A 23,860-nucleotide genomic window follows, 5' to 3' on the forward strand; every position below is an offset into this window, starting at 1 on the left:
TTTTATAACCAATCAAAAGTTGTAATGGTACGTTCAATCTCTGGAAAAGAATCAATCAAGCTTAGCGCTTTTTGCAGTTCTTGTTCCGTTGTGACACGGCTAGATGAGACTGCGACAATGCTAATTTTTGTTCGTTGCCACACATCTTGAAAATCAGTTTCTGAAACCGATACGTTAAACCGCTGCTTCAAGCGCATCAAGATGCGCTGAAGCACGGCACGTTTTTCTTTAAGAGAAGCAGCATCGTAAATTAAGCATTCACACTCCACTAGTCCAATCATTTAGGATCAATTTGCTCCATTACATATGCTTCAATAATATCTCCTTCTTTAATATCATTGAAGTTTTTAATTGTAATACCACACTCATATCCTTGAGCGACTTCTTTTGCATCGTCTTTAAAGCGTTTTAGCACATCTACTTCACCTTCAAAGATAACAATTCCGTCACGGATTAAACGAATTCCACTGTTACGCGTAATTTTACCGTCTGTTACGTAACTTCCTGCGATTGTACCAACTTTTGATACTTTGAATGTTTGACGTACTTCCACTTGACCGATGATTTTTTCAGCAAACTCAGGGTCAAGCATTCCTTTCATCGCAGATTCAATTTCTTCAATTACTTTATAAATAATGCGGTGAAGACGAATATCTACGTTTTCTACGTCAGCTGTACGTTTTGCTCCAGCATCTGGACGCACGTTAAAGCCGATAACGATTGCGTTAGAAGCAGTTGCAAGAATGATATCAGATTCTGTAATTGCGCCTACACCCGTATGGATAATACGAACATTTACACCCTCTACATCAATCTTTTGAAGAGCAGCAGCCAATGCTTCTACAGAACCTTGTACGTCTGCTTTTACGATAAGGTTTAAGTCTTTCATTTCACCTTGTTTAATTTTTTCAAATAAATCATCTAAGCTTACGCGAGATTTTTCACCGCGCTGTTGTTCAAGCTGCTTTTGAGCACGAGCTTCTCCGATTTGACGAGCTGTTTTCTCATCTTCAAATACTAAGAAACGATCTCCAGCTAATGGAACTTCGTTTAAGCCAGTAATCTCAACCGGAGTAGATGGTCCTACTTCCTTCACACGGCGGCCGATATCATTTACCATTGCACGAACGCGGCCAAACGTATTTCCGACTACGATTGGATCACCTACGCGTAGTGTACCAGTTTGAACAAGAAGCGTTGCTACAGACCCACGGCCTTTATCTAGCTGTGCTTCTACAACTGTACCTGCTGCACGACGGTTAGGATTTGCTTTTAACTCCTCTACTTCACTTACAAGTAAAATCATTTCAAGTAATTGATCGATCCCTTCACCTGAAATGGCTGAAAGCTTACAGAAGATTGTTTCTCCGCCCCACTCTTCAGCTACAAGGCCGTGCTCCATTAGTTCTTGCATAACGCGATCTGGATTTGCTGCTTCTTTATCCATTTTGTTAACCGCAACAATAATTGGCACTTCTGCCGCTTTTGCATGGTTAATCGCTTCAATTGTTTGAGGCATTACACCATCGTCTGCTGCAACAACAAGGATTGTAATATCCGTTACTTGCGCACCGCGAGCACGCATTGTTGTAAATGCAGCATGCCCTGGTGTATCAAGGAATGTAATTTTCTTTTCATCAACCACAACTTGATAAGCACCGATATGCTGCGTGATACCGCCTGCTTCTGCAGCCGTTACTTTTGTGTTACGGATAGAGTCAAGAAGCGTCGTTTTACCGTGGTCAACGTGACCCATGATTGTAACAACTGGAGGACGCACTTGAAGGTCTTTTTCGTCGTCAATAATTTCTAATGATTCAAAAGCAGTGTCATCTACTACTACTTCTTCTTCAACTTCTACACCGTATTCTCCGGCAATTAGTTCGATAGAATCTTTATCTAACTCTTGGTTAATTGTTGCCATTACACCAAGCATAAATAATTTTTTAATAATTTCAGAAGGCTCTTTGCCTAATTCTTTTGCTAACTCAGAAACCGTTAAGCTTCCGACAAACGTTACTTTTTCCGGTAACTCTTTTGCAGCTGCTGGAGCTGGTCTACCTTTTGGTGCCTGTGACTTTTGTGCCTGTGGCTTTTTGTTACCTTTATTGTTTCCTTTGTTAGCTGTTGATTTTGTATTTTTATTCAATACTTTCACCCCCATAAAATTAACCGAGCATCGTTGCTAGCTTTTTAGCAAATCCCTCGTCCATAACGGCTACCACAACTCGAGCATCTTTACCAATCGCTTGACCTAGCGTGTAGCGATCGGGAACCATTCTAACCGAAACGTTGTAGTAAGAACATTTATCCGTTACTTTTTTCTTTGTGTTTTCAGACGCATCGCTTGCTAAAAGTACTAACTTTGCTTTTTGTTTCCGAACTTCTCTAACCACAAGTTCTTCTCCAGAAATCAATTTGCGTGCACGGTTTGCAAGCCCTAAAAAAGAGATCCACTGTTCATTCATTAGCGTGACTGTTTCTCCTTTTCTACAAGCGCTAGCAACTCTTCATAAACCGCTTCATCTATTGACGCGCCTAAATGTGTCGAAAGCACATTTTTCTTTTTTGCCAATAAAATTGCTTCTTTATCCTTGCTTACATAAGCTCCGCGCCCGGACTTTTTACCCGTTACATCAACTGAAACGTCGCCTTCTTTTGAACGTACAACGCGTACTAGCTCTTTTTTAGGCTTCATTTCTCCAGTGGCCACACATTTTCGCATCGGGACTTTTTTACGATTGTTCACCTTGGCTCACCTCTTATTCCATATCTTCATCTGAATCAAATGCATGTTGACTTACTAGCATATCATCGCTGCTTTTTACAACCATACCTTCTTGCTCAGCTTCTGATTGACTTTTAATATCAATTTTCCAGCCTGTCAGCTTAGCGGCTAGACGTGCATTTTGTCCACGCTTACCAATTGCAAGTGACAGCTGATAGTCAGGAACGATAACAGTTGTTGCTTTTTCATTTTCATCTACAATCACATCTACTACCTTAGATGGACTTAGGGCATTGGCAACAAATTCAACTGGGTCATTTGACCAGCGAACGATGTCAATTTTTTCACCTTTTAGTTCATTCACAACAGCCTGTACGCGCTGACCTTTTGGACCAACACAAGAGCCGACCGGATCTACTTCAGCATACTCAGAATGAACAGAGATTTTTGAACGGTCTCCAGCTTCGCGAGCTACTGATTTTAATTCAACTGTACCGTCATAGATTTCCGGAACTTCTTTTTCGAAAAGACGTTTTAAAAGACCTGGATGCGTACGTGAAACATAGATTTGTGGTCCTTTTGTTGTTTTTTCTACTTTCGTAATATACACTTTAATACGATCATGAGGTTTATACTGCTCATTTGGCATTTGCTCGCTTTGAGGAAGCAATGCTTCAATTTTGCCAAGGCTCACGTAAATGAAGCGAGAATCTTGACGCTGAACAATACCTGTCATAATATCTTCTTCACGATCGCTGAACTCTGAGTAGATAACGCCGCGCTCCGCCTCACGAACACGCTGTGTAACAACTTGTTTTGCTGTTTGAGCCGCGATGCGTCCAAAGTCTTTTGGCGTTACTTCGATTTCAACCACATCGTCTAGCTGGAAGTTAGGGTTGATTGTTTGTGCTTCTTCAACCGAAATTTCTAGACGTGGATCATATACTTCATCAACCACATCTTTGCGAGCAAACACGCGCATTGAACCTCTTTCTAAATTTAAATCAACGCGTACGTTTTGCGCTTGGTTAAAGTTGCGTTTGTAAGCAGAAATTAGCGCTGCTTCAATTGCTTCAATAATTACATCTTTGCTAATGCCTTTCTCTTTTTCAAGAATGACTAAGGCATCAAATAACTCACTGCTCATCGTTGGATAATCCCCCTTTAATATTGGCCCCTACACATTAAAATACAATCGCTAATCGAGCAAAAGCGACTTTGTCATATGGTAAAATCACCGTTTTTGTGCGTGTTTTGATACGAATAGATAATGTGACAGTTTCTCCGTCAAATGATTGTAATTCGCCTTCAAATTCTTTTGCACCTTCAATTGGTTCATATGTTTTTATGTATACATGCTTACCAATTGCACGTTCAAAATCTTTATCTTTTTTTAATGGGCGTTCCGCACCAGGCGATGATACTTCTAAAAAATAGTTATGAGGGATTGGATCTACTGCATCCATTTTCTCACTCAATTTTTCACTTACTGCTCCGCAGTCTTCGATATCCACGCCGGTATCAGAGTCGATAAACACACGTAAAAACCAATCTTTTCCTTCTTTTACGTATTCAATTTCAACAAGCTCTAAATTCATTTCCTCTAAGATAGGGGAAACCATTTCTTCCACTGTTTGTTTTACATTTTTACTCATTCTAATCCTCCCTTCGAGACATTGCATGGTATGTTTAGGTTACGCGTTTTTTATGTCTCTTATATCAAAAAAGAGTGGTTTATTTGCTATTTTTATTTTGCACTCTATAAGAGGTCTAACCTACTAGAGTGGAAATGTTGTCATTTGTGTTGCAGGATTTTAAACGTCACATAATAAATCAATCATGGTGATTGAAAATCTACAGAAAAAACGAATCATGCTAGAAGCCGATTCGTTCTCCATACTACTTACTATGACAGTAAGTTCATATCAATAAGAAAGAGCGGGTTTCCCCACTCTTTCTCGTCCGTATCCTTAGCATTTCCACAATTACTATATCATAACCGCTTATTTTATGCAAATGTTAGAAAAGAGAAAGCTGGTTCTGATCAGGTAATGATTCAAGGCATCCATGGTTGTCTAGATACTCTAAAATCGTCTTCGATACTTTGCCTCGCTGCTGCAAGTCTTCTTTCGATAAAAACTCTCCCGTTTCACGAGCTTTTACAATGTTCAGCGCTGCATTTGTGCCAAGACCAGGAATGGCATTAAACGGTGGAATTAAAGATGTGCCGTCAATTAAAAATTCGTCTGCGCTCGATTCATATAAATCTACTTTTTTAAATGAATAGCCTCGTTCGCACATTTCCAAAGAAAGCTCAAGCACCGTTAATAAGTTTTTCTCTTTAGGAGATGCATCTAAACCTTTGGCATTGATTTCTTCCATCTTCGCTCGAATGGCAGTTGATCCTTTAATCATCGTATCAATATCAAAGTCATCTGCACGAACCGTAAAGTATGCTGCGTAATAAAGAAGCGCGTGGTGCACTTTGAAATAAGCAATACGCACGGCCATCAATACATAAGCAGCCGCATGGGCTTTAGGGAACATGTACTTAATCTTTTTACAAGAATCAATATACCAGTCCGGAACACCATTTTTGATCATTTCTTCTTCAAATTCAGGTGTTAGCCCTTTCCCTTTACGCACAGACTCCATAATTTTAAAAGCAAGTGAAGGTTCAAGACCTTGATAAATTAGATAAACCATGATGTCATCACGACAGCCGATTACTTCACTTAAGTTGCAAATATCATTGCGAATTAGCTCCTGCGCATTACCAAGCCATACGTCCGTCCCGTGCGACAGTCCCGAGATTTGAACAAGTTCTGAAAACGTCGTTGGCTTCGTATCTTCTAACATTTGACGCACAAAGCGCGTTCCAAATTCAGGTATGCCAAGCGTTCCTGTTTTACACATAATTTGTTCTTCTGTTACGCCAAGTGATTCCGTTCCACTAAAAATTTTCATCACTTCAGGATCATCCGTCGGAATTGTTTTTGGATCAATTCCACTTAAATCTTGAAGCATGCGAATCACGGTCGGATCATCGTGTCCGAGTATATCAAGTTTTAATAAATTATCATGAATCGAATGGAAGTCAAAATGAGTTGTTCTCCATTCGGAATTACGGTCGTCAGCTGGAAACTGGATGGGTGAAAAATCGAAAATATCCATATAGTCCGGTACAACAATAATTCCTCCTGGATGCTGACCAGTTGTACGTTTTACGCCCGTACATCCTGCTACTAAACGATCCACTTCTGCGTTTCGTAAATGTAAATCGCGGTCACCAGCATAGCCTTTTACATAGCCATAAGCTGTTTTTTCGGCAACTGTACCGATTGTTCCCGCACGGTATACATTATCTTCTCCAAACAGTACTTTTGTATAGTTATGAGCTCGTGGCTGATACTCTCCGGAGAAGTTCAAATCGATATCGGGAACCTTGTCTCCCTTGAATCCTAAGAACGTTTCAAACGGAATATCGTGTCCATCTTTAATAAACGGTACGCCACAATCGTCGCAGCTTTTGTCCGGCAGATCGAATCCAGAACCTACGGAACCGTCATTAAAAAACTCGGATTTCTTACATTTTGGACACACATAATGCGGCGGCAGTGGGTTTACTTCTGTAATTTCCGTCATCGTCGCAACAAATGAAGACCCTACGGAACCACGTGAACCAACTAAGTAACCATCATTTAATGATTTTTTAACGAGTTTATGCGAGATCAAGTAAATAACGGCAAACCCGTGGCCGATAATACTTTTCAACTCTTTCTCTAGACGAGCTTCTACTACTTCAGGCAGCTCTTCACCGTAGATGCTGCGTGCCATCGCATAGCTCATTTCACGCATTTCTTCGTCCGCACCTTCAATTTTCGGCGTATATAAATCATCTTTAATTGGTTTAATATCATCGATCATATCGGCTATTTTTTGCGTATTATGAACAACAATTTCTTTCGCTTTGTCCCCATCTAAAAATGAAAAACAATTCAGCATCTCATCCGTTGATCTAAAGTGAACATCCGGCAGCTGATGACGGTTTAAAGGATTAGCCCCGCCTTGTGAACCAATTAAAATTTTTCGGTAAATTTTGTCTTCCGGATTGAGATAGTGAACATTTCCTGTTGCTACAACCGGCTTTCCAATCTTTTCACCAAGCTTCACAATATTGCTAATAATATCTTTTAAGGCTTTCTCATCTCGCACTAAATCTAGTTCAATTAAGTGCTTGTAGTTGTCAGGAGGCTGTACTTCGATGTAATCATAAAATTCAGCTACTCCTTCTACTTCATCAATTCCTTTTTGCATCATGCCTTCGAATACTTCGCCTCGGTCACATGCGGTTCCAATCAAGATGCCTTCTCGATATTTGTCAAGCTGAGATCTTGGAATTCGCGGAACTCGATAAAAGTAATTTAAATGAGAAATCGAAACAAGTTTAAATAGATTTTTTAATCCTACGTCGGTTTGTGCTAAAAGAGTCGCATGATAAGGACGGGCCCGCTGATAGGCATTCCCTTCTCCCATATAATCATTTAAGCGATCATGCATTGTAATTTCCCGTTCAAATGCATCTTTCAGCATTTTATTTAACAAATAGCCAGTTGTTTCCGCATCATAAATCGCGCGGTGATGCTGCACAAGTTCAATATCAAACTTTTTAGCAAGTGTATTCAAACGATGGTTTTTCATATGCGGATACAAAAATCTTCCGAGTTCAAGCGTATCAATAACGCCGTTAGCTGCTTTTTCTAAACCGATTTTTTGCAGTCCCATATTTAAAAATCCCATATCAAAGCTTGCATTATGAGCGACTAAAATACTGTCACCCATCCACTCGTGAAAATCACGAAGTACTTCTGAGATTTCAGGCGCATTTTGGACCATATCATCTGTAATACCCGTCAGCTCAATTGTTGTTGCAGACAGAGGATGATGAGGATTTGCAAACCGTTCAAATCGATCAATGATTTCTCCTTCTTTCATCTTCACGGCAGCAAGTTCAATAATGGTATCGTATACGGCTGACAAACCGGTTGTTTCGACGTCAAATACTACGTAAGTTGCTTCTGTCAAATCCACATGCTTCGGATTATAGGCAATCGGCACGCCGTCGTCTACTAAATTAACTTCCACTCCGTACAGTATTTTAATGCCGTTCTTTTTCCCGGCTCCATATGCTTCAGGAAACGACTGTGCAACCGCATGATCAGTTATCGCTACAGCCGGATGTCCCCATTTTTTAGCTTGTCCGACTAAAGCTCCAACAGATGAAACGGCATCCATTTGACTCATTGGCGTATGCAAGTGAAGCTCCACACGCTTTTCATCTTCAGGCGCTGTATCTTGTCTAGCAGGACCGGTAATCTCGTTGACATCATTTCCAATCATAACTAAATCACGGACAAATGTATCATTTTGTACACTTCCGCGAACCTTTACCCACATTCCTTTTTTAATCGCTTGAAGTAAAGGAATATCTTCTTTGTCACGTGAAAACATTTTAACCATAATAGAGTTTGTATAATCTGTCACTTTAAAAATAAGAAGCGTACGTCCGCTTCGTAATTCTCTAGTTTCTGCATCAAATACGTATCCTTCAACGGCAATTCGCTTTTCTTCATCCACAATGGAGTCTAGGCGAACCGTCTCGTCTTTAATCGTATATCCAATTGTAAGCGGACCTTTTGGTAGGTCTGGTCCATCACTTTTTTCATTTTCTTTATTTTGCATTTCTGTGATGGCTTGTAATACTTTTTCTGTATCTTCTTGTTTTCGTTGCTCTACAAACTGCTGAAATGCTTCTTCTGAATGTACAACTTCCGTCATTAGCTGAAGGTTCGGAAAGCCATAGGACGCATACTGATCAGCAATTAACTGACTGTACTTTTTACGTAAAGCCGTTCCTTCTGCATCATGTCGTGCGTTCACAATCAATTTGGCACCGTTCAATCTCGGCATTTGATCTTGTAAAAGCGACTGTAAAAGCGGGGATATTCCCTGCATTTCTCCAATACAATGCTTCCAATATGACTGTACATGCTCTTCCGTACATTCTTTATTAACGGTTTGAATAGAAAAAGAAACACTCGCAATATGAGAAAAAGCTGAAGACATGCGAGCATGGAATAACTCATAGATCTCAAAAGGTAATAACCCTTCTAAAGAAAAATGAAAATGCCATTTTTTTTGTTCTTTCTGAATGACGAGCTTTTCAATCGCTGCGTTTTCAAAATAAGGAACAATTTGATCACTCGTCAGCTCTAACTGCTGCAGCAGCAACTTAAAACGCTCTTTTTTTCCTAGCGTTTGTGCTTCCAAGTTTTCTGCCTCCTTTTATAAATGAGTGCAATCTATTTTAACATAAATGACTTCTATTCTGTCATATGTTCTGTTTATAAACATAAAAACAGCAGGGATACAAATCCCCGCTGCTTCATTACTTCGCTAGCAGTTCTTTCACTGTTGAAACAAGATTGTCAACTGACACTTCTAGTGACTCCCCAGTTTTCCGTACTTTTACTTCTACAATTCCTTCAGATGCACGTTTACCAACTGTTACTCGAACAGGAAGACCAATTAGATCTGAATCTGCAAATTTTACTCCTGCACGCTCTTGGCGGTCATCTAACAGCACTTCAAAGCGATTATCTAATAACTCATTATATAATTTCTCACCTAGTTCACGCTGTTCATCATTTTTCACGTTAACTGGAATAACGTGCACTTGATAAGGCGTAACAGCCTCTGGCCATAGAAGACCGTTTTCATCATTGAATTGTTCTGCAATCGCAGCTACTGTACGAGAAACACCGATACCATAGCAACCCATAATCATTGGCTGGCTGCGTCCGTTCTCATCTAGATACGTTGCTCCCATCGCTTCACTGTAGCGAGTTCCTAGCTTAAAGACATGTCCGACTTCAATACCTTTAGCGAACTTAATAACACCTTGTCCATCCGGTGACTGATCTCCTTCTTGGATGAAGCGGAAATCTTCGTAAGTTGCATTAAAGTTACGTTCATTCACATTTGTATAGTGATAACCTTCTTCATTTGCTCCGCATACACCGTTAACGATTGCTTTTACCGCATGATCAGCTACCACTTCTACTGAATCACTTACACCAATCGGTCCTACTGAACCAACTGCGCATTTTAATGCTTCTTTTGTTTCTTCTGGAGTTGCCAGTTCAACGACGGAAGCTTCAAAATAGTTTTTCACTTTAATATCGTTTACTTCGTGATCCCCGCGAACAAGTACAAGCACAAAACGATCATCTACTTTAAATAAAAGGGACTTGATACAAGAAGTCGCTTCAACATTTAAGAAAGCAGCTACGTCTTCAATGCTATGCTGATTTGGTGTTTCCACTTTTGTTAATTCTTTTTCAGCTTCATCTGATTTTTCATACGTATTTACAACCGGTGCCATTTCAACATTTGCTGCATAAGAAGATGTATCTGAATAAGCAATTGTGTCTTCCCCGATTTCAGAAAGAACCATAAATTCATGCGTATCTTTTCCGCCCATTGCACCTGAATCAGCGATAACCGCACGGAAATTTAATCCGCAGCGCTCAAAGATGCGGCTGTAGGCAGCAAACATTTTATCATACACTTCATCTAAACTTTCTTGAGAAGCATGAAACGAATATGCATCTTTCATAATAAATTCACGACCGCGTAATAAGCCAAAGCGTGGACGTTTTTCATCGCGGAACTTCGTTTGAATTTGATATAAATTTAGCGGTAAACGTTTGTATGACTTCACTTCGTCACGAAGCAAGCTTGTGATAACTTCTTCGTGTGTCGCTCCCAAAGCAAATTCACGGCCGTGACGATCTTTCATACGCATTAACTCAGGCCCATATGAATACCAGCGGCCAGACTCTTGCCACAATTCAGCTTGTTGTAAAGCAGGCATCAATAATTCGACAGAACCTGCACGGTCCATCTCTTCACGAACAATTTGTTCAACTTTTTGCAATACACGCTTACCAAGCGGTAAAAAGCTGTACACGCCGCTTGCATTTTGGCGCATATAACCTGCGCGCAATAGAAGCTGATGGCTTTTTATATCCGCATCAGCTGGCACTTCTCTTAATGTAGGAATCAATGTAGAACTTTGTCTCATAACCTCGCACCTCTTTGCTTACTTCTCTATCTTATTTTTTAAGGCGGACCATGCCGCAATTTTCATATAATCAGCGAGGGAATATCCCTCGCTGAGCGTATGTCTTATAAAAAGAACTTTTGAATATCGTTCCACGTTACAACGAGCATCAGCAGCATTAATAAAGCAAAACCGATAAAATGAACAATCCCTTCTTTTTGACGATCAATTGGCTTACCGCGAATTCCTTCTACAGCGAAGAATAATAGTCGTCCTCCATCTAAAGCAGGAAGTGGAAGCAAATTGACAATCCCTAAGTTAATACTTAAAACGGCTGCCCATTTCATTAGGTAATAAATGCCTGACTGTGCTACTTGATCGGTTGCTGCGTAAATACCTACAGGACCAGAAAGCATATCCAGTTTGAACTGTCCTGTCACAAGCTTCCCAAGGCCCGTTAAGATTTCTTTCATCCACGTATATGTTTCAGTAGCTCCGTGCGTGATCGAACCAATGAATGACTTTTCAACCGGTGCATATACGCCAATTAATCCAATTGTCTGTTCCCCAACCTTGCGGCTTTCAGGTGTAATTGGAATATCTAGGGTTTTGCCGCCGCGCTGAACCGTGAATGTAATTTGCTGTTCAGGATGTTTTTGAATTACTTTTACGACATCATCCCACGTTGAAACACTTTGTCCATCAATTGCTTGAACTTTATCTCCTTGTTTAAGTCCCGCATCAACGGCTACTCCATCTGATGTTAATTTGCCCATCACAGGTTTGTCAACAACATATCCTTGAGAAATCCCAAGAACTATAAAAATAACAAAGGCTAATATAAAGTTCATTAGTGGACCAGCGAAAATGGCTAGCGCACGCTGACCAAGAGTTTTGGAAGCAAACTGACGGCTGTAAGGTGCAATTTGAATGTCTTCTCCGTCCATAACAAAGTAAGATTCTTCTGCTACCTCGAATTTTTGCAGATGTTCATCTTCACCTTCTTCATAACCTGAAATAAATAGATTATGCTCTAAGTCTGCTTGCTCTACCTCAATAACTTTTGCATTTGGATGCTGTTCCTTGTTATTAATAATGACTTTATTTACTTTGCCTTCCTTATCAAACATGAGGCCCACCATTTGACCAGGCTTAACTTCAATCATTTCCGGATCTTCTCCAGCCATTCGAACAAATCCACCTAGAGGCAGTAAGCGAATGGTATAAACTGTTTCATCTCGTTTAAATGAAAAGATTTTGGGACCAAACCCAATGGCAAACTCACGGCATAAGATGCCTGCACGCTTTGCAAAAACTAAATGACCAAGCTCATGAAAGAATACAAGAGCTCCAAAAATGACGACAAACGCAATGACTGTGTTCAATGGGTATTACCCCCTTCATGTAATAGAGTCAAACCTCCACCCACCAAAAATAAGGGAGTGGCTTCTCTCGCACGCACATTATCGAGAGATGGCGGATCTAACAAACTCTCTTGCTTCTAAATCTACTTCTTTAATAGTAGATAAACAAGGTTTCTGTATTACAGTATGTTCATTCATTGCTTTTTCAATCACATCTTCAATTTGTAAAAATGTAATGTGACCATCTAGAAAGGCTTGAACAGCTTCTTCATTAGCTGCATTTAAAACAGTCGGAAGTGTTCCACCCGCTTTGCCAGCCTCAAATGCAAAAGCTAAACAGCGAAAACGCTCTTCATCCATTTTAGCGAAGTGAAGCTGACCAATATCCGCCAAACTTAAACGCTTGGTGTCAGGCAAAGACATGCGTCTTGGATACGTTAACGCGTATTGAATTGGCACGCGCATATCGGGCGTTCCAAGCTGAGCAATAACGCTTGTATCAGAATACTCTACCATAGAATGAATGATGCTTTCCTTATGTAACAATACATCAATTTTCTCATAGGGAAGATCAAAAAGCCAATGTGCTTCAATCACTTCTAGTCCCTTATTCATCATCGTTGCCGAATCAATTGTAATTTTAGCTCCCATTGACCAGTTTGGATGATTTAACGCATCTTCAACCGTTACTCCCTGTAGTTCTGCTCTCGTCTTATCTCGAAAGCTCCCTCCAGAAGCCGTTAAAATTAAACGGTCTATTGCTTTTTGATCTTGCCCTTGCAAACTTTGAAAAATAGCTGAATGCTCACTGTCTACCGGTAAAATATCAGCGCCATATTCCTTGGCTGCTTCCATGACAAGGTGACCAGCGGTAACAAGTGTCTCCTTATTTGCAATAGCAATTGTTTTTCTCATTTTGATTGCTTCTAGCGTAGGAGTCAACCCTACACTTCCAAGAACAGCGTTTACCAACACTTCTGTAGAAGGATCAGTTGCTACTTCCACAAGTCCTTCTTCTCCATAAACAAATCGAATAGAAGGGAATTCTGCTTGCAGTGACAGACAATCTTCTTTCTTCATTACAGAAACAAGGGCTGGCTTACACTGCTGAATAATCTTTCTTGCTTCGTTAATATTTCGACCTACAGAGATTGCTGAGAGCTCAAAATGCTCAGGATGCGCTCGAACAATATCAACGGTTTGAGTACCGATTGAACCTGTAGCTCCTAACAAGGAAATTTTCTTCAAGTATATTCACTCCTATTAAAACAAAGACATCTTTTTTATAGAGATAATAAAAAAGCTAAAATTGGCATGATGAACATTAAACTGTCAAAACGGTCTAAAATCCCACCATGACCCGGTAAAATTTTCCCTGAATCTTTTACGCCATAGTGACGTTTGAACGCTGATTGTACAAGATCACCCATCTGTCCAAATAACGATACGATAATACCAATTACAAGTAGCTCGATCATAGTTTGATCAATATTTGCTAACAGCTTAAATACAACGGCTACTATAATAGCGCATACGACGCCACCAACAAAACCTTCAATTGTTTTATTGGGACTGATTTCCGGCCATAGCTTTCGTTTCCCCATTGCTCGTCCAATAAAATAAGCTCCGGAATCCGTCGCCCAAATAATAAGGAAAGCAAAGAACAAATAAGCTAACCCGAACTCTTGACGAACCTCGATAAAATAATGAAAGCCAAAGCCAACATATACTGTTGTTAATAAAATAAACCCAACGTCATCGAAGGTAAATTTATTTTTAACTACAACCGTGTACATTAATAAAAGAAGGACAGCAGCAAGCGCTACTTCTATCTTATGTTCACTTAAGAATTGAAATGCAACATCTCTTCCGTTTGGTAGTAAAAACACCCAAGTTAGTAATAAACTAATGATACTTGGAAAAGACATTGCTTTCAAATGTTTCATCTTTAAAAGCTCAATTACACCAACTGTTCCGATCACATACATGATAAGGGTAAAAGGTAACCCTCCAATTAAAACAATCGGCACAAATACCGCAAGTGCTACAATCGCGGTGATAATGCGCTGTTTCATCTTGTTTTCCACACCTTCTTATACACCACCAAAGCGGCGACCGCGCTTTTGAAACGCCTCGACTGCTTCGATTAAATGATTTTCTTTAAAATCTGGCCATAATACTTTTGTAAACCAAAACTCTGTGTACGCTAGCTGCCAAAGCATAAAGTTACTTAAGCGAAGCTCACCACTTGTGCGAATAAGCAAATCCGGATCTGGAAGGCTTTTGCTCATTAAATAGGAAGAAAATAAATTTTCTGAAATAGAAGAGGAAGCCACTTTTCCCTGTTCTACATCTTCTGCCAATGACCGAATAGCGCCCACAATTTCGTGACGGCTACCGTAATTAAGCGCGAAGTTTAAAATCATCCCCGTGTTATGCTTTGTTTTTTCAATTGCCTTATCCACGGCTCGAATCGTATGGGCAGGGAGCTCACTTTTATCTCCCATAATACGAACTTGCACATTTTTTTCAATTAGCTCAGGCAAAAAGGTTGTTAAAAATTCCTCTGGCAGTTTCATTAAAAACTCAACTTCAGTTTTGGGGCGCTTCCAATTTTCAGTGGAAAATGCATATAAAGTTAATACTTTAACACCTAATTCATTGGCCAGTCTGGTCACATGACGTACTACTTTCATTCCTTCATGATGGCCCATCATGCGAGGAAGAGCTCGTTTTTGCGCCCAACGACCGTTCCCATCCATAATAATTGCAATATGTTCAGGAACAGGGTGCTGTTTCACTTGATCTTTTCGTTCTGACAAAGACAGTGTATTTAAATCTTGACTTTTCTTCCATGCTTGAAATTTTCTTAACATGCAAAGGTCCCCCGTTGTACGCTCTCACATAAACGTGTAGCTTATGTGAGTTTTTTCTTACTACACATTATTAACAAAAAAACCCCCTGTAAACAATAGAGGGTCTTTTACAATATATTTTACCTTGAAATGACTTAAACTGCCATAATTTCTTCTTCTTTATCTTTTGCCACTTTATCCACTTTTACGATATGGTCATCTGTTAGTTTTTGAATGTCATCACTGTAGCCACGTAGATCGTCTTCAGTAATTTCACCTTTTTTCTCTAACTTTTTGAAATCATCGTTTGCATCACGGCGTACGTTACGAACCGCAACTTTTGCTTCTTCAGCATATTTTTTAACCATTTTCACTAACTCACGACGACGCTCTTCCGTTAAAGCAGGAATCGATAAACGGATAATAGTTCCATCGCTTGTAGGTGTTAATCCTAAATCAGATTTTAAAATAGCTTTTTCAACTTCACCAATTTGTGATTTGTCATAAGGCTGAATAACAAGCATACGAGCTTCCGGTACGCTTACTTGCGCCAATTGGTTAATCGGTGTTGGTGCACCGTAGTATTCTACCGTTACGCGGTCAAGAAGTGACGCGCTTGCACGTCCAGCGCGAATTGATGCTAGTTCGCGGCTAAATGATTGAATTGCTTTTTCCATTCTTTCTTTTGCGTTTTGCAACACTTGTTTTGGCATGTTTATTTCCCCTTTACAATTGTTCCAATGTTTTCGCCTGTAACGGCACGTTTAATATTGCCTTCTTCCGTAATTGAGAAAACAATTAGCGGAATATCGTTGTCCATACATAATGAAGAAGCTGTAGAATCCATAACAGCTAGTCCATCTTTTAAAACATCAATATATGTTAATGTTTCATATTTTACAGCATCAGGTACAAGCTTAGGATCTGCATTATAAACGCCATCTACGTTGTTTTTAGCCATTAAGATAACGTCAGCTTCGATTTCAGCTGCACGCAAAGCTGCTGTTGTATCTGTAGAGAAATAAGGGTTTCCTGTACCCGCAGCGAAAATAACAACGCGTTTTTTCTCAAGATGTCGAACAGCTTTTCTTCTAATATAAGGCTCTGCTACTTGTCTCATCTCGATAGAAGTCTGAACTCGTGTTTGCACACCAATGTTCTCTAAGCTATCTTGAAGAGCCAGCGAGTTCATTACTGTTGCTAGCATTCCCATATAATCAGCAGCTGCACGATCCATACCCATTTCACTACCAATTTTACCACGCCAAATGTTTCCACCACCAACGACTACAGCAATTTCCACACCTAATTCATAAACGGCTTTTACTTGTTCAGCAACAGATTTGATGATGGATGGGTTAATACCAAAACCATCTTCACCAGCTAATGCTTCTCCACTTAACTTTAATACGATACGATTATATTTTGCTTGACTCATGCTTACCTCCATCGTTAACGGTGAGATCTCTTTTGTAAAAAAGGGAACACACAGTGTTCCCTATACGGTCAAACCCTTACTTTTTAACTTGGTTCATTACTTCTTCAGCGAAGTTGTCTTGACGTTTCTCAATACCTTCTCCTACTTCAAAACGAACGAAGCTTTCAACAGTAGCGCCTTTGCTCTCAACGAACTGACGTACTTTTTGATCAGGATTTTTAACAAATGTTTGATCTAGTAAGCAAATATCTTCGAAGAATTTGCCAAGGCGACCTTCAACCATTTTTGCAACGATTTTTTCTGGTTTGCCTTCGTTTAATGCTTGTTGAGTCAATACTTCGCGCTCACGCTCAGTTTCTTCAGCAGAAACTTGGTCACGAGAGATGTATTTAGGGTTGATTGCAGCGATGTGCATAGCAACGTCTTTTGCAACAGCTTCTTCAGTTGTACCAGATAATACTGTTAACACACCGATACGTCCGCCAGCATGTAGGTAAGCACCGAATGCATCAGCATCAGTTTTTGTTGCTACAGCGAAACGACGTAGAGATAATTTTTCTCCGATTGTAGCGATTGCAGAGTTGATGTGTTCTTCAACAGTTGCACCGTTTTCCATTTTTTGAGTAGCAGCTTCAGCAGCGTCAGCTGGTTTGTTAGCTAAGATGTGAGCAGCTAATTCTTTTGTTAGTTTTTGGAAACCTTCGTTTTTCGCAACGAAATCAGTTTCAGAGTTAACTTCTAAGATAACAGCTTCGTTACCTTGAGTTTCGATGTAAGTTAGACCTTCAGCAGCAATACGGTCTGATTTTTTAGCAGCTTTTGCAATACCTTTTTCACGTAAGAAATCGATTGCTTGCTCCATATCACCGTTAGTTTCAGTTAACGCTTTTTTACAATCCATCATACCAGCGCCTGTTTTTTCACGTAGTTCTTTTACCATTTGAGCAGTAATTGCCATAATGTGTAGCCTCCTTGTTTGGGTATGTAATTAATGTATATAAATGGGTTAAATCTTTTCAAAAAAAGGTGATAAAAGGCTATTCCCTCTTATCACCTTTCACGGAATTAAGCAGTAGTTGTTTCAGTTTCAACTGCTGTTTCTTCACCTTGTTTAGCTTCTAGAATAGCATCAGCAACTTTAGAAGTTAAAAGTTTAACAGCACGAATTGCATCATCGTTTGCAGGGATTACATAATCAATTTCGTCTGGATCACAGTTAGTGTCTACGATACCAACGATTGGAATGTGTAATTTTTTAGCTTCCGCTACTGCAATACGCTCTTTACGAGGGTCAATGATGAATAATGCATCTGGAAGTTGTTTCATATCTTTAATGCCGCCTAAGAATTTTTCAAGACGCTCTAACTCTTTTTTAAGTTGAACTACTTCTTTCTTAGGTAGTACTTCGAAAGTACCGTCTTCTTGCATTTTTTCGATATCTTTTAAACGTTTGATACGTTTTTGGATAGTTGAGAAGTTAGTTAATGTACCACCTAACCAACGTTGGTTAACAAAGTACATACCAGCGCGAGCTGCTTCTTCTTTAACAGAATCTTGAGCTTGTTTTTTCGTACCTACGAATAAAACAGTACCGCCGTCTGCAGCTAATTCTTTAACGAATTTGTACGCTTCTTCTACTTTCTTAACTGTTTTTTGAAGATCGATAATGTAGATGCCGTTACGCTCAGTGAAGATATATTTCTTCATTTTTGGGTTCCAACGGCGAGTTTGGTGACCGAAATGTACACCAGCTTCTAGTAATTGTTTCATTGAAATTACTGACATGTGTTTTTCCTCCTAATGGTTTTAAGTCTCCTCCGCTTATATCATCTTCAGCCGAAACTACAAAAAGTAGCACCATCAACCGAATCAACAAGCGTGTGTAATAACACCAAAAACTAATATAGCATACTCCTTTTTCACAAGCAAGCGTTTCATTAAGTTTATTGATGAAATTTCAATAATAATTCAATTTCAGTTTTCCCTCTGTGTAAATGTTTTGCAATTTCTTCAATTGTTAAACCTTTTCCCTTTAAATAAACGGAAAATTCTTTTATCTCTTCACCTGACAAATCTTGAATTTGGTCTGTAGTTAATTCATCAAAAGATGTGCTTATATGTTTCTGATTTTCTTCTATAGAGAGAAGTTCATGCAGCGACTGGGAAGGCTCACTTTTTAGATCCACCCTTTGAACAGGCACGTCTTCTTCATCTACCAAAGGTGATTTGGCGCTGCTTTCTTCCATTTCGGAAGAAAGCGAAGTTGAACGCTCACGAAGCTGCCGTAAAAACTGCTCGTTTTGTTCCTGAAATTCAGCGAGATATGAACTCATTGCAGCTTCCATTTTATTTATATTTTGCTGGTGCAAGCGTTCAATCCTTTTCACTTTGGTCACTTGCATATATAAAAGAATAATGCAAAACAGTGATAGACCATGAATTAAAAAACTAACTGTGAGTAAAAACCCCATCACTTTACCTCTTTGTTAAATTATTTTGCTTAAACTCGTACGCATTTTAAACAGCGCTTTCGAATGAATTTGAGAAATGCGTGAAGTGGATAGCCCTAACAGCTGCGCGATCTCTGTGAAAGTCAACTCCTCTTTATAAAATAATGAAACAACAAGCTGCTCTTTTTCATTTAGCTGCTCGATAACTTCAGCGAGCTCTTGATATCGTTCGTCGTTAATTAGCTCCTCTTCAGGAGAGAGCGTTTTTTCATCTTTAATCGTGTATTTTTGCTCTCCATCTTCATACTCTTTTGGCTGTTCTTCCATTGACAAAACGTTAGCTAAGAAGCCTTCATTCATTGTATGAACAACATCTGCTTCTGTCATGCCTACTTCTTTTGCAACCTCACTTGGTGCAACTCTGCGCAAGTATCTTTGTTCAAGTGCTTCTGTTGCTTGCTCAATTCTTTTCGTCTTTTCCCTTGCGCTTCTTGATAACCAATCTTCTTTACGAAGCCCGTCTATTATCGCCCCTCGAATTCGAAAAGACGCATATGTATCAAACTTTAAGTCTCTACCGTAATCAAACTTTTCCAAAGCATCGTAAAGGCCGATTAATCCTAAACTACGAAGCTCTTCTTTATGGATATTCTTCGGCAGCCCTACACTAATCCGCTGAACGTGATAGTTAACAAGCGGCATATACTTTTTAACAAGCATGTTTCCCGCATGGGAGTCTCTCGTCTCTATCCATTCCTGCCAAATTTTATGTTCTTCAACTTCTTGTATACTTTTCAAGGGTCTTTCAACTCCTTTTTATAGCGCTATTAAACGGTCAACGGTCAGAGCGCGCTTTATATCGTTTTTATCCCTTCATTAATCGTACGAACCTTTAAAATAGCCGTTTGAGGATCAAATTCAATTGTGCGTCCGCTGTGTCCTCCTGTAGCTTTTGCTGCAATTTCTACACTGTTTCTATGCAGTTCTCTCTCCACTGCTTGAACATTTCGAAGGCCAATTCGCATCACATCATTTCTTGGTTCAAATTGAAACATCTGTGCGCCCCCTGCTATTTTTGCTTTTAATAATCTTCTATGTGCACCTTGTTTAATCAACATATTTATCAAATCAAAAATGGCTGTATCTGCATATTTAGCTCTATTAAAAGGACATTTAGCCCCGCTTGAATCGGGAAGCATTACATGAGCGAGCCCAGCTACTGAGTGAACAGAGTCGTAAACGACAACTCCTACACATGACCCTAATCCCGCTGTTCGAAGCACTGCGGGTGCATGTGTAACATTCATCTCGGCAATTCCTACCTTAATCACTTGTTTATCATCTCTCACGATTCTTCAACTCCTACAAACTTCAGCGTGATATCCATTATTCGCTTGGCTCACTGGAGGTGGTCTTCTAAAGAGAGCACTTTAGGTAAATTTAGAAGAACAATTAAACGGCTATCTACTTTAACAACTCCGTTCAAGTATTCTACAGCTGTTCCTTCAACTGTTTCAGGCACTGAAGCAATCGTTTTTTCATCAATGTCTACTACATCATTTGCCGCATCCACAATCAAACCTGCTTCTACATCATTAAGACGAACCATAATAATACGTGTCAGCTCATGGTTAAGCTGTTCTTGTAAGTTAAAACGAGTGCGCAAATCAATAATCGGTGTAATAACACCGCGAAGATTAATAACACCTTTTACATATTCTTTTACTCCAGGAACGCGTGTTATGTGCTGAATCTTTTCAATCGATTGCACTTCTTCTACTGAAATTCCGTACTCCTCGTCCCCCAATTGAAACACAATAATTTTCATGCCTTTCTCCCTTTCTTTTTACAGCATTTGTTATTTGATCAAAGCGTTGCAATCAATGATAAGTGCTACTTGTCCATCGCCTAAAATCGTGGCTCCTGAAATAGCAAATACACCCGGCAGATAATGACCTAAAGATTTTAAAACGATTTCCTGCTGACCGATAAAAGAATCAACAATTAGCCCGGCGGTCTTTTCTCCTTTTTTCACAATAACGACGGAATAATGATCTCTTTGTACCGAGTTAGGCACAGTAAATAGTTCTTTTAAATCAATAAGAGGAATAATGGCTCCTCGAAAGTCAATAACCTTTTGACCATGTACATGCATGACCTCTTTCGGCTGAACAATAGCTGTTTCAATAATCGAAGAAAGCGGTAAGGCATAGCGCTCTTCACTCATTTGCACGAGTAAAGCAGAAATGATAGACAGAGTGAGCGGCAGTTGAATAGAAAAACGCGAACCGTATCCTTCGTTAGAATCGATCGTTACAGAACCCCCTAGCGATTCAATCGTGTTTTTCACGACATCTAGACCTACTCCTCGTCCGGAAACATCTGAAATTTGTTCAGCCGTCGAAAAGCCCGAAGCGAAAATGAGCTCGTACACTTGTTTATCCGTCAGCGTTTCAGCAGTTTTCCCATCGATAATTCCTCGATCTAACGCTTTTTGCAGTACCTTTTCACGATTGATGCCCGCCCCGTCATCTTCTAAATCAATAAAGACATGATTTCCGCTATGATAAGCTTTAAGGCGAATCGTTCCCTTTTCATTCTTTCCGTTCTTTAAGCGTGCTTGAGGCATTTCAATTCCGTGGTCAACGGCATTTCTTAATAAGTGAACAAGCGGATCTCCAATTTCATCAATGACGGTCCGGTCCAACTCTGTATCAGCTCCGACAATTTGAAGTTCAATTTGTTTCCCTAAATCTTTTGAAAGCTGTCTCACCATACGGGGAAACCGATTAAAAACGGTTTCTACAGGCACCATACGCATATTTAAAATAATCGTTTGCAAATCTCCAGAAATACGGGACATCCGCTCTACCGTTTCGTCTAATTCGCTATTATTCAATTCTTTTGATATTTGTTCTAACCTGCCTCTATCAATAACTAGTTCTTCAAACAAGTTCATGAGACTGTCCAAACGGTCAATATTGACTCGAATCGTCTTGTTATTTGAGAGCTGTCTTTTCTCTTCAACAGGCGATTTAGAAGGTGCTGACACAGTAACTTCCTGTATAGCTGCTGCTTCTTCTTGTGAAACAAGCTCCTGCATTTCTGTCTCCTTTTTTATGGGGACCGCAGCAATTTTCACGCTTTCTACTTCAGAGACCTCCATAATGCTCGCCTTCAGCTTTTCTTGCGATTCGCTTGTTACTAATATAACGATAAAAGATGATTCAAATTTTTCTTGTTCGATATCTTGAACAGTTGGCGCTGACTTAATGACGTCTCCCACTTGCTCTAACACATCAAATACCATATATGCACGCGCAGCTTTTAACAGACAGGTGCGTTCGAGCTGTACGGTTATTTCAAACGCATTAAATCCTTGCCCTGCTGTTTGACTGAGCAGCGTTTGTACGAACTCATCATACTCAATAGAAGAAGCCGCATGCTCTGCTGCGGGTTCCTCTGCTACAATACGCTGCAGCTTTTGAACAAGCAATTTGACATCAAGCTGACCATCGCCGCCTTCAGAAATAGATTGAACCATTATTTCTAGCGCATCGACTGATTCAAACAAAGCATCAAGAACTTCCGTGTGAGCGTCGATTTGATGATTTCGAACGGCATCTAGCACGTTTTCCATTTTGTGAGTTAATTGTGCTAAATCATCAAATCCCATTGTTGCAGACATACCTTTTAACGTATGAGCAGACCGAAAAATTTCATTTACATAACCAAGATCATCGGTATTTTTTTCAAAACGCATTAGCTGGTCGTTAACGTTTTGAAGATGTTCCTTGCTTTCTTCAATAAACACTTCTAGATATTGATTCATATCCATCGTAACTTTCCCTCCTATTTCTGTGCGTAGCGAGAAATAAAGCTTCCAACGTTTCGCAGCGGTTCAATATAATCAACAAGCTTTGTAGAAACAGCTGATTTGGGCATCCCATAAATGACAGCTGTTTCTTTAGATTCAGCCAATATAAGCGCGTCTTTATTTTTCTTTAAATCAATAATGCCTTCCGTTCCATCCGCCCCCATTCCCGTCAACACAATAGCAAGTTTTTGATAACCTGAAATTTTACTAATCGACTGAAACAAACGATCCACTGAGGGGCGATGTCCCTTTACAGGTGAAGAAGTGTCTAAACAAATGCTGAGCTGTCCTTCTTTCTCTACAACCATCATATGAAAACCTCCAGGCGCAATGTACGCACATCCTGAGCGCACGATTTCATTGTCTTGTGCTTCTTTCACTTCAATATCAGCTAGCTGATCTAGTCTAACCGCTAATGATTTTGTGAAATTTGGAGGCATATGCTGCACAATAAAAATAGGTGCGTGTATGTCTTTTGAAACAGTTGATAATACTTCTTGCAGCGCACGCGGTCCTCCAGTAGAAGTGCCAATACAAATCATTTTGTTCACTTTCGTCCCCATCGGGAGGTTATATACACTTCTGTTTTGCACGTGCTGATGACTGCTTGAAGATATGTTGGCTTTACTAGCAAGCAATAGTTTAGAGATAAGCTCATCTTTCACTTTATGTAAGTCCAGCGAAATAGCTCCCGAAGGTTTAGCAACAAAATCAACTGCGCCGTACTGCATAGCGGTCAGCGTATTTTCAGCACCTTCTATTGTTGTACTCGATAACATGACAACAGGAAGGGGCTTCACACGCATAAGCTGCTTTAACATATCTAAGCCATTCATTTTAGGCATTTCGATATCAAGTGTCACAATGTCTGGCGACAGCTCGAGCGCTTTTTTCAACCCTTCTTCACCGTTACGTGCGGTACCCACAACGTGAAAACGACTGTCACATGCTAAAAAATCGCCGATTAGCTTTCGCATAAATGCAGAATCATCTACAATAAGCACCTTTATTTCATTCACTCTC

At 39.8% G+C, this 23,860-nt stretch carries 21 protein-coding genes and 1 pseudogene; all 22 read right to left on the reverse strand.

Annotated features, from left to right (window positions below):
* Positions 1-2: 2 nt before the first annotated feature.
* Positions 3-281 carry a DUF503 domain-containing protein gene (locus LJY09_RS20495; RefSeq protein ID WP_013058835.1) on the reverse strand — a complete coding sequence of 93 codons (279 nt, stop codon included), beginning with the start codon at positions 279-281 and terminating at the stop codon, positions 3-5.
* A pseudogene (infB, locus tag LJY09_RS20500) lies at positions 278-2,146 on the reverse strand (translation initiation factor IF-2); the annotation flags it as partial. The pseudogene infB and the gene LJY09_RS20495, both read right to left, overlap by 4 nt.
* A gap of 22 nt (positions 2,147-2,168) precedes the next feature.
* Positions 2,169-2,468 carry a YlxQ family RNA-binding protein gene (locus LJY09_RS20505; protein ID WP_028411400.1) on the reverse strand — a complete coding sequence of 100 codons (300 nt, stop codon included), beginning with the start codon at positions 2,466-2,468 and terminating at the stop codon, positions 2,169-2,171.
* Positions 2,468-2,749, reverse strand: a complete 282-nt coding sequence (rnpM, locus tag LJY09_RS20510) for an RNase P modulator RnpM (RefSeq protein ID WP_013058838.1) — start codon at positions 2,747-2,749, stop codon at positions 2,468-2,470. Before rnpM ends, LJY09_RS20505 begins: the two co-directional genes overlap by 1 nt.
* 13 nt (positions 2,750-2,762) lie before the next feature.
* Positions 2,763-3,875 carry a transcription termination factor NusA gene (gene nusA, locus LJY09_RS20515; protein WP_028411401.1) on the reverse strand — a complete coding sequence of 371 codons (1,113 nt, stop codon included), beginning with the start codon at positions 3,873-3,875 and terminating at the stop codon, positions 2,763-2,765.
* A gap of 37 nt (positions 3,876-3,912) precedes the next feature.
* Positions 3,913-4,383: a ribosome maturation factor RimP gene (gene rimP / locus LJY09_RS20520; RefSeq protein ID WP_028411402.1), complete on the reverse strand. Its 471-nt coding sequence runs from the start codon at positions 4,381-4,383 to the stop codon at positions 3,913-3,915.
* Positions 4,384-4,747: 364 nt separating this feature from the next.
* Positions 4,748-9,058, reverse strand: a complete 4,311-nt coding sequence (locus LJY09_RS20525) for a PolC-type DNA polymerase III (protein WP_028411403.1) — start codon at positions 9,056-9,058, stop codon at positions 4,748-4,750.
* A 118-nt stretch (positions 9,059-9,176) separates the two neighbouring features.
* On the reverse strand, positions 9,177-10,874 hold the full coding sequence (locus LJY09_RS20530; protein WP_028411404.1) for a proline--tRNA ligase: 1,698 nt from the start codon (positions 10,872-10,874) through the stop codon (positions 9,177-9,179).
* A gap of 104 nt (positions 10,875-10,978) precedes the next feature.
* The gene (gene rseP / locus LJY09_RS20535) at positions 10,979-12,238 is read right to left on the reverse strand and encodes an RIP metalloprotease RseP (RefSeq protein ID WP_028411405.1); all 1,260 of its coding nucleotides are present in this window, start codon (positions 12,236-12,238) and stop codon (positions 10,979-10,981) included.
* 78 nt (positions 12,239-12,316) lie between these two features.
* Positions 12,317-13,465: a 1-deoxy-D-xylulose-5-phosphate reductoisomerase gene (dxr, locus tag LJY09_RS20540; RefSeq protein WP_028411406.1), complete on the reverse strand. Its 1,149-nt coding sequence runs from the start codon at positions 13,463-13,465 to the stop codon at positions 12,317-12,319.
* A 35-nt stretch (positions 13,466-13,500) separates the two neighbouring features.
* Positions 13,501-14,292, reverse strand: a complete 792-nt coding sequence (locus tag LJY09_RS20545; protein WP_028411407.1) for a phosphatidate cytidylyltransferase — start codon at positions 14,290-14,292, stop codon at positions 13,501-13,503.
* Positions 14,293-14,310: 18 nt separating this feature from the next.
* The gene (locus LJY09_RS20550; RefSeq protein ID WP_028411408.1) at positions 14,311-15,093 is read right to left on the reverse strand and encodes an undecaprenyl pyrophosphate synthase; all 783 of its coding nucleotides are present in this window, start codon (positions 15,091-15,093) and stop codon (positions 14,311-14,313) included.
* A 134-nt stretch (positions 15,094-15,227) separates the two neighbouring features.
* Positions 15,228-15,785: a ribosome recycling factor gene (gene frr, locus LJY09_RS20555; protein WP_013058847.1), complete on the reverse strand. Its 558-nt coding sequence runs from the start codon at positions 15,783-15,785 to the stop codon at positions 15,228-15,230.
* A gap of 2 nt (positions 15,786-15,787) precedes the next feature.
* Positions 15,788-16,510, reverse strand: coding sequence for a UMP kinase (gene pyrH, locus LJY09_RS20560; RefSeq protein WP_028411409.1), 723 nt, complete (start codon positions 16,508-16,510; stop codon positions 15,788-15,790).
* A gap of 76 nt (positions 16,511-16,586) precedes the next feature.
* A complete protein-coding gene (gene tsf / locus LJY09_RS20565) occupies positions 16,587-17,468 on the reverse strand; it encodes a translation elongation factor Ts (RefSeq protein ID WP_013058849.1) in 882 nt (293 codons plus the stop codon).
* A gap of 107 nt (positions 17,469-17,575) precedes the next feature.
* On the reverse strand, positions 17,576-18,295 hold the full coding sequence (gene rpsB, locus LJY09_RS20570; protein ID WP_013058850.1) for a 30S ribosomal protein S2: 720 nt from the start codon (positions 18,293-18,295) through the stop codon (positions 17,576-17,578).
* Between the two features lie 158 nt (positions 18,296-18,453).
* Entirely contained in the window at positions 18,454-18,981 is a 528-nt protein-coding gene (locus tag LJY09_RS20575) for a hypothetical protein (RefSeq protein WP_033579793.1), read from the reverse strand.
* A 15-nt stretch (positions 18,982-18,996) separates the two neighbouring features.
* Positions 18,997-19,758, reverse strand: a complete 762-nt coding sequence (locus tag LJY09_RS20580) for a FliA/WhiG family RNA polymerase sigma factor (RefSeq protein ID WP_025750299.1) — start codon at positions 19,756-19,758, stop codon at positions 18,997-18,999.
* Between the two features lie 56 nt (positions 19,759-19,814).
* Positions 19,815-20,309: a chemotaxis protein CheD gene (locus LJY09_RS20585; RefSeq protein ID WP_323134965.1), complete on the reverse strand. Its 495-nt coding sequence runs from the start codon at positions 20,307-20,309 to the stop codon at positions 19,815-19,817.
* A 50-nt stretch (positions 20,310-20,359) separates the two neighbouring features.
* Complete coding sequence (locus tag LJY09_RS20590) at positions 20,360-20,788, reverse strand: chemotaxis protein CheW (RefSeq protein ID WP_014458457.1); 429 nt, start codon at positions 20,786-20,788, stop codon at positions 20,360-20,362.
* Positions 20,789-20,818: 30 nt separating this feature from the next.
* Positions 20,819-22,798, reverse strand: a complete 1,980-nt coding sequence (locus tag LJY09_RS20595; RefSeq protein ID WP_165635193.1) for a chemotaxis protein CheA — start codon at positions 22,796-22,798, stop codon at positions 20,819-20,821.
* A 14-nt stretch (positions 22,799-22,812) separates the two neighbouring features.
* Positions 22,813-23,856 (reverse strand): protein-glutamate methylesterase/protein-glutamine glutaminase, encoded by a 1,044-nt coding sequence (locus LJY09_RS20600; protein ID WP_028411414.1) that lies wholly within the window; start codon positions 23,854-23,856, stop codon positions 22,813-22,815.
* Positions 23,857-23,860: the final 4 nt, after the last annotated feature.

Source organism: Priestia sp. J2 (assembly GCF_020790095.1).
Lineage (GTDB): Bacteria > Bacillota > Bacilli > Bacillales > Bacillaceae_H > Priestia > Priestia zanthoxyli.

Excerpts from the sequence above, each read along its gene's own strand:
- LJY09_RS20590 (WP_014458457.1), bottom strand. The coding sequence starts at position 20,788 with ATGAAAATTATTGTGTTTCAATTGGGGGACGAGGAGTACGGAATTTCA.
- pyrH (WP_028411409.1), bottom strand. The coding sequence starts at position 16,510 with ATGAGTCAAGCAAAATATAATCGTATCGTATTAAAGTTAAGTGGAGAA.
- nusA (WP_028411401.1), bottom strand. The coding sequence starts at position 3,875 with ATGAGCAGTGAGTTATTTGATGCCTTAGTCATTCTTGAAAAAGAGAAA.
- LJY09_RS20575 (WP_033579793.1), bottom strand. The coding sequence starts at position 18,981 with ATGGGGTTTTTACTCACAGTTAGTTTTTTAATTCATGGTCTATCACTG.
- rimP (WP_028411402.1), bottom strand. The coding sequence starts at position 4,383 with ATGAGTAAAAATGTAAAACAAACAGTGGAAGAAATGGTTTCCCCTATC.
- LJY09_RS20505 (WP_028411400.1), bottom strand. The coding sequence starts at position 2,468 with ATGAATGAACAGTGGATCTCTTTTTTAGGGCTTGCAAACCGTGCACGC.
- LJY09_RS20530 (WP_028411404.1), bottom strand. The coding sequence starts at position 10,874 with ATGAGACAAAGTTCTACATTGATTCCTACATTAAGAGAAGTGCCAGCT.
- frr (WP_013058847.1), bottom strand. The coding sequence starts at position 15,785 with ATGCCAAAACAAGTGTTGCAAAACGCAAAAGAAAGAATGGAAAAAGCA.
- tsf (WP_013058849.1), bottom strand. The coding sequence starts at position 17,468 with ATGGCAATTACTGCTCAAATGGTAAAAGAACTACGTGAAAAAACAGGC.
- LJY09_RS20595 (WP_165635193.1), bottom strand. The coding sequence starts at position 22,798 with ATGGATATGAATCAATATCTAGAAGTGTTTATTGAAGAAAGCAAGGAA.
- rpsB (WP_013058850.1), bottom strand. The coding sequence starts at position 18,295 with ATGTCAGTAATTTCAATGAAACAATTACTAGAAGCTGGTGTACATTTC.
- LJY09_RS20545 (WP_028411407.1), bottom strand. The coding sequence starts at position 14,292 with ATGAAACAGCGCATTATCACCGCGATTGTAGCACTTGCGGTATTTGTG.
- LJY09_RS20495 (WP_013058835.1), bottom strand. The coding sequence starts at position 281 with ATGATTGGACTAGTGGAGTGTGAATGCTTAATTTACGATGCTGCTTCT.
- LJY09_RS20550 (WP_028411408.1), bottom strand. The coding sequence starts at position 15,093 with ATGTTAAGAAAATTTCAAGCATGGAAGAAAAGTCAAGATTTAAATACA.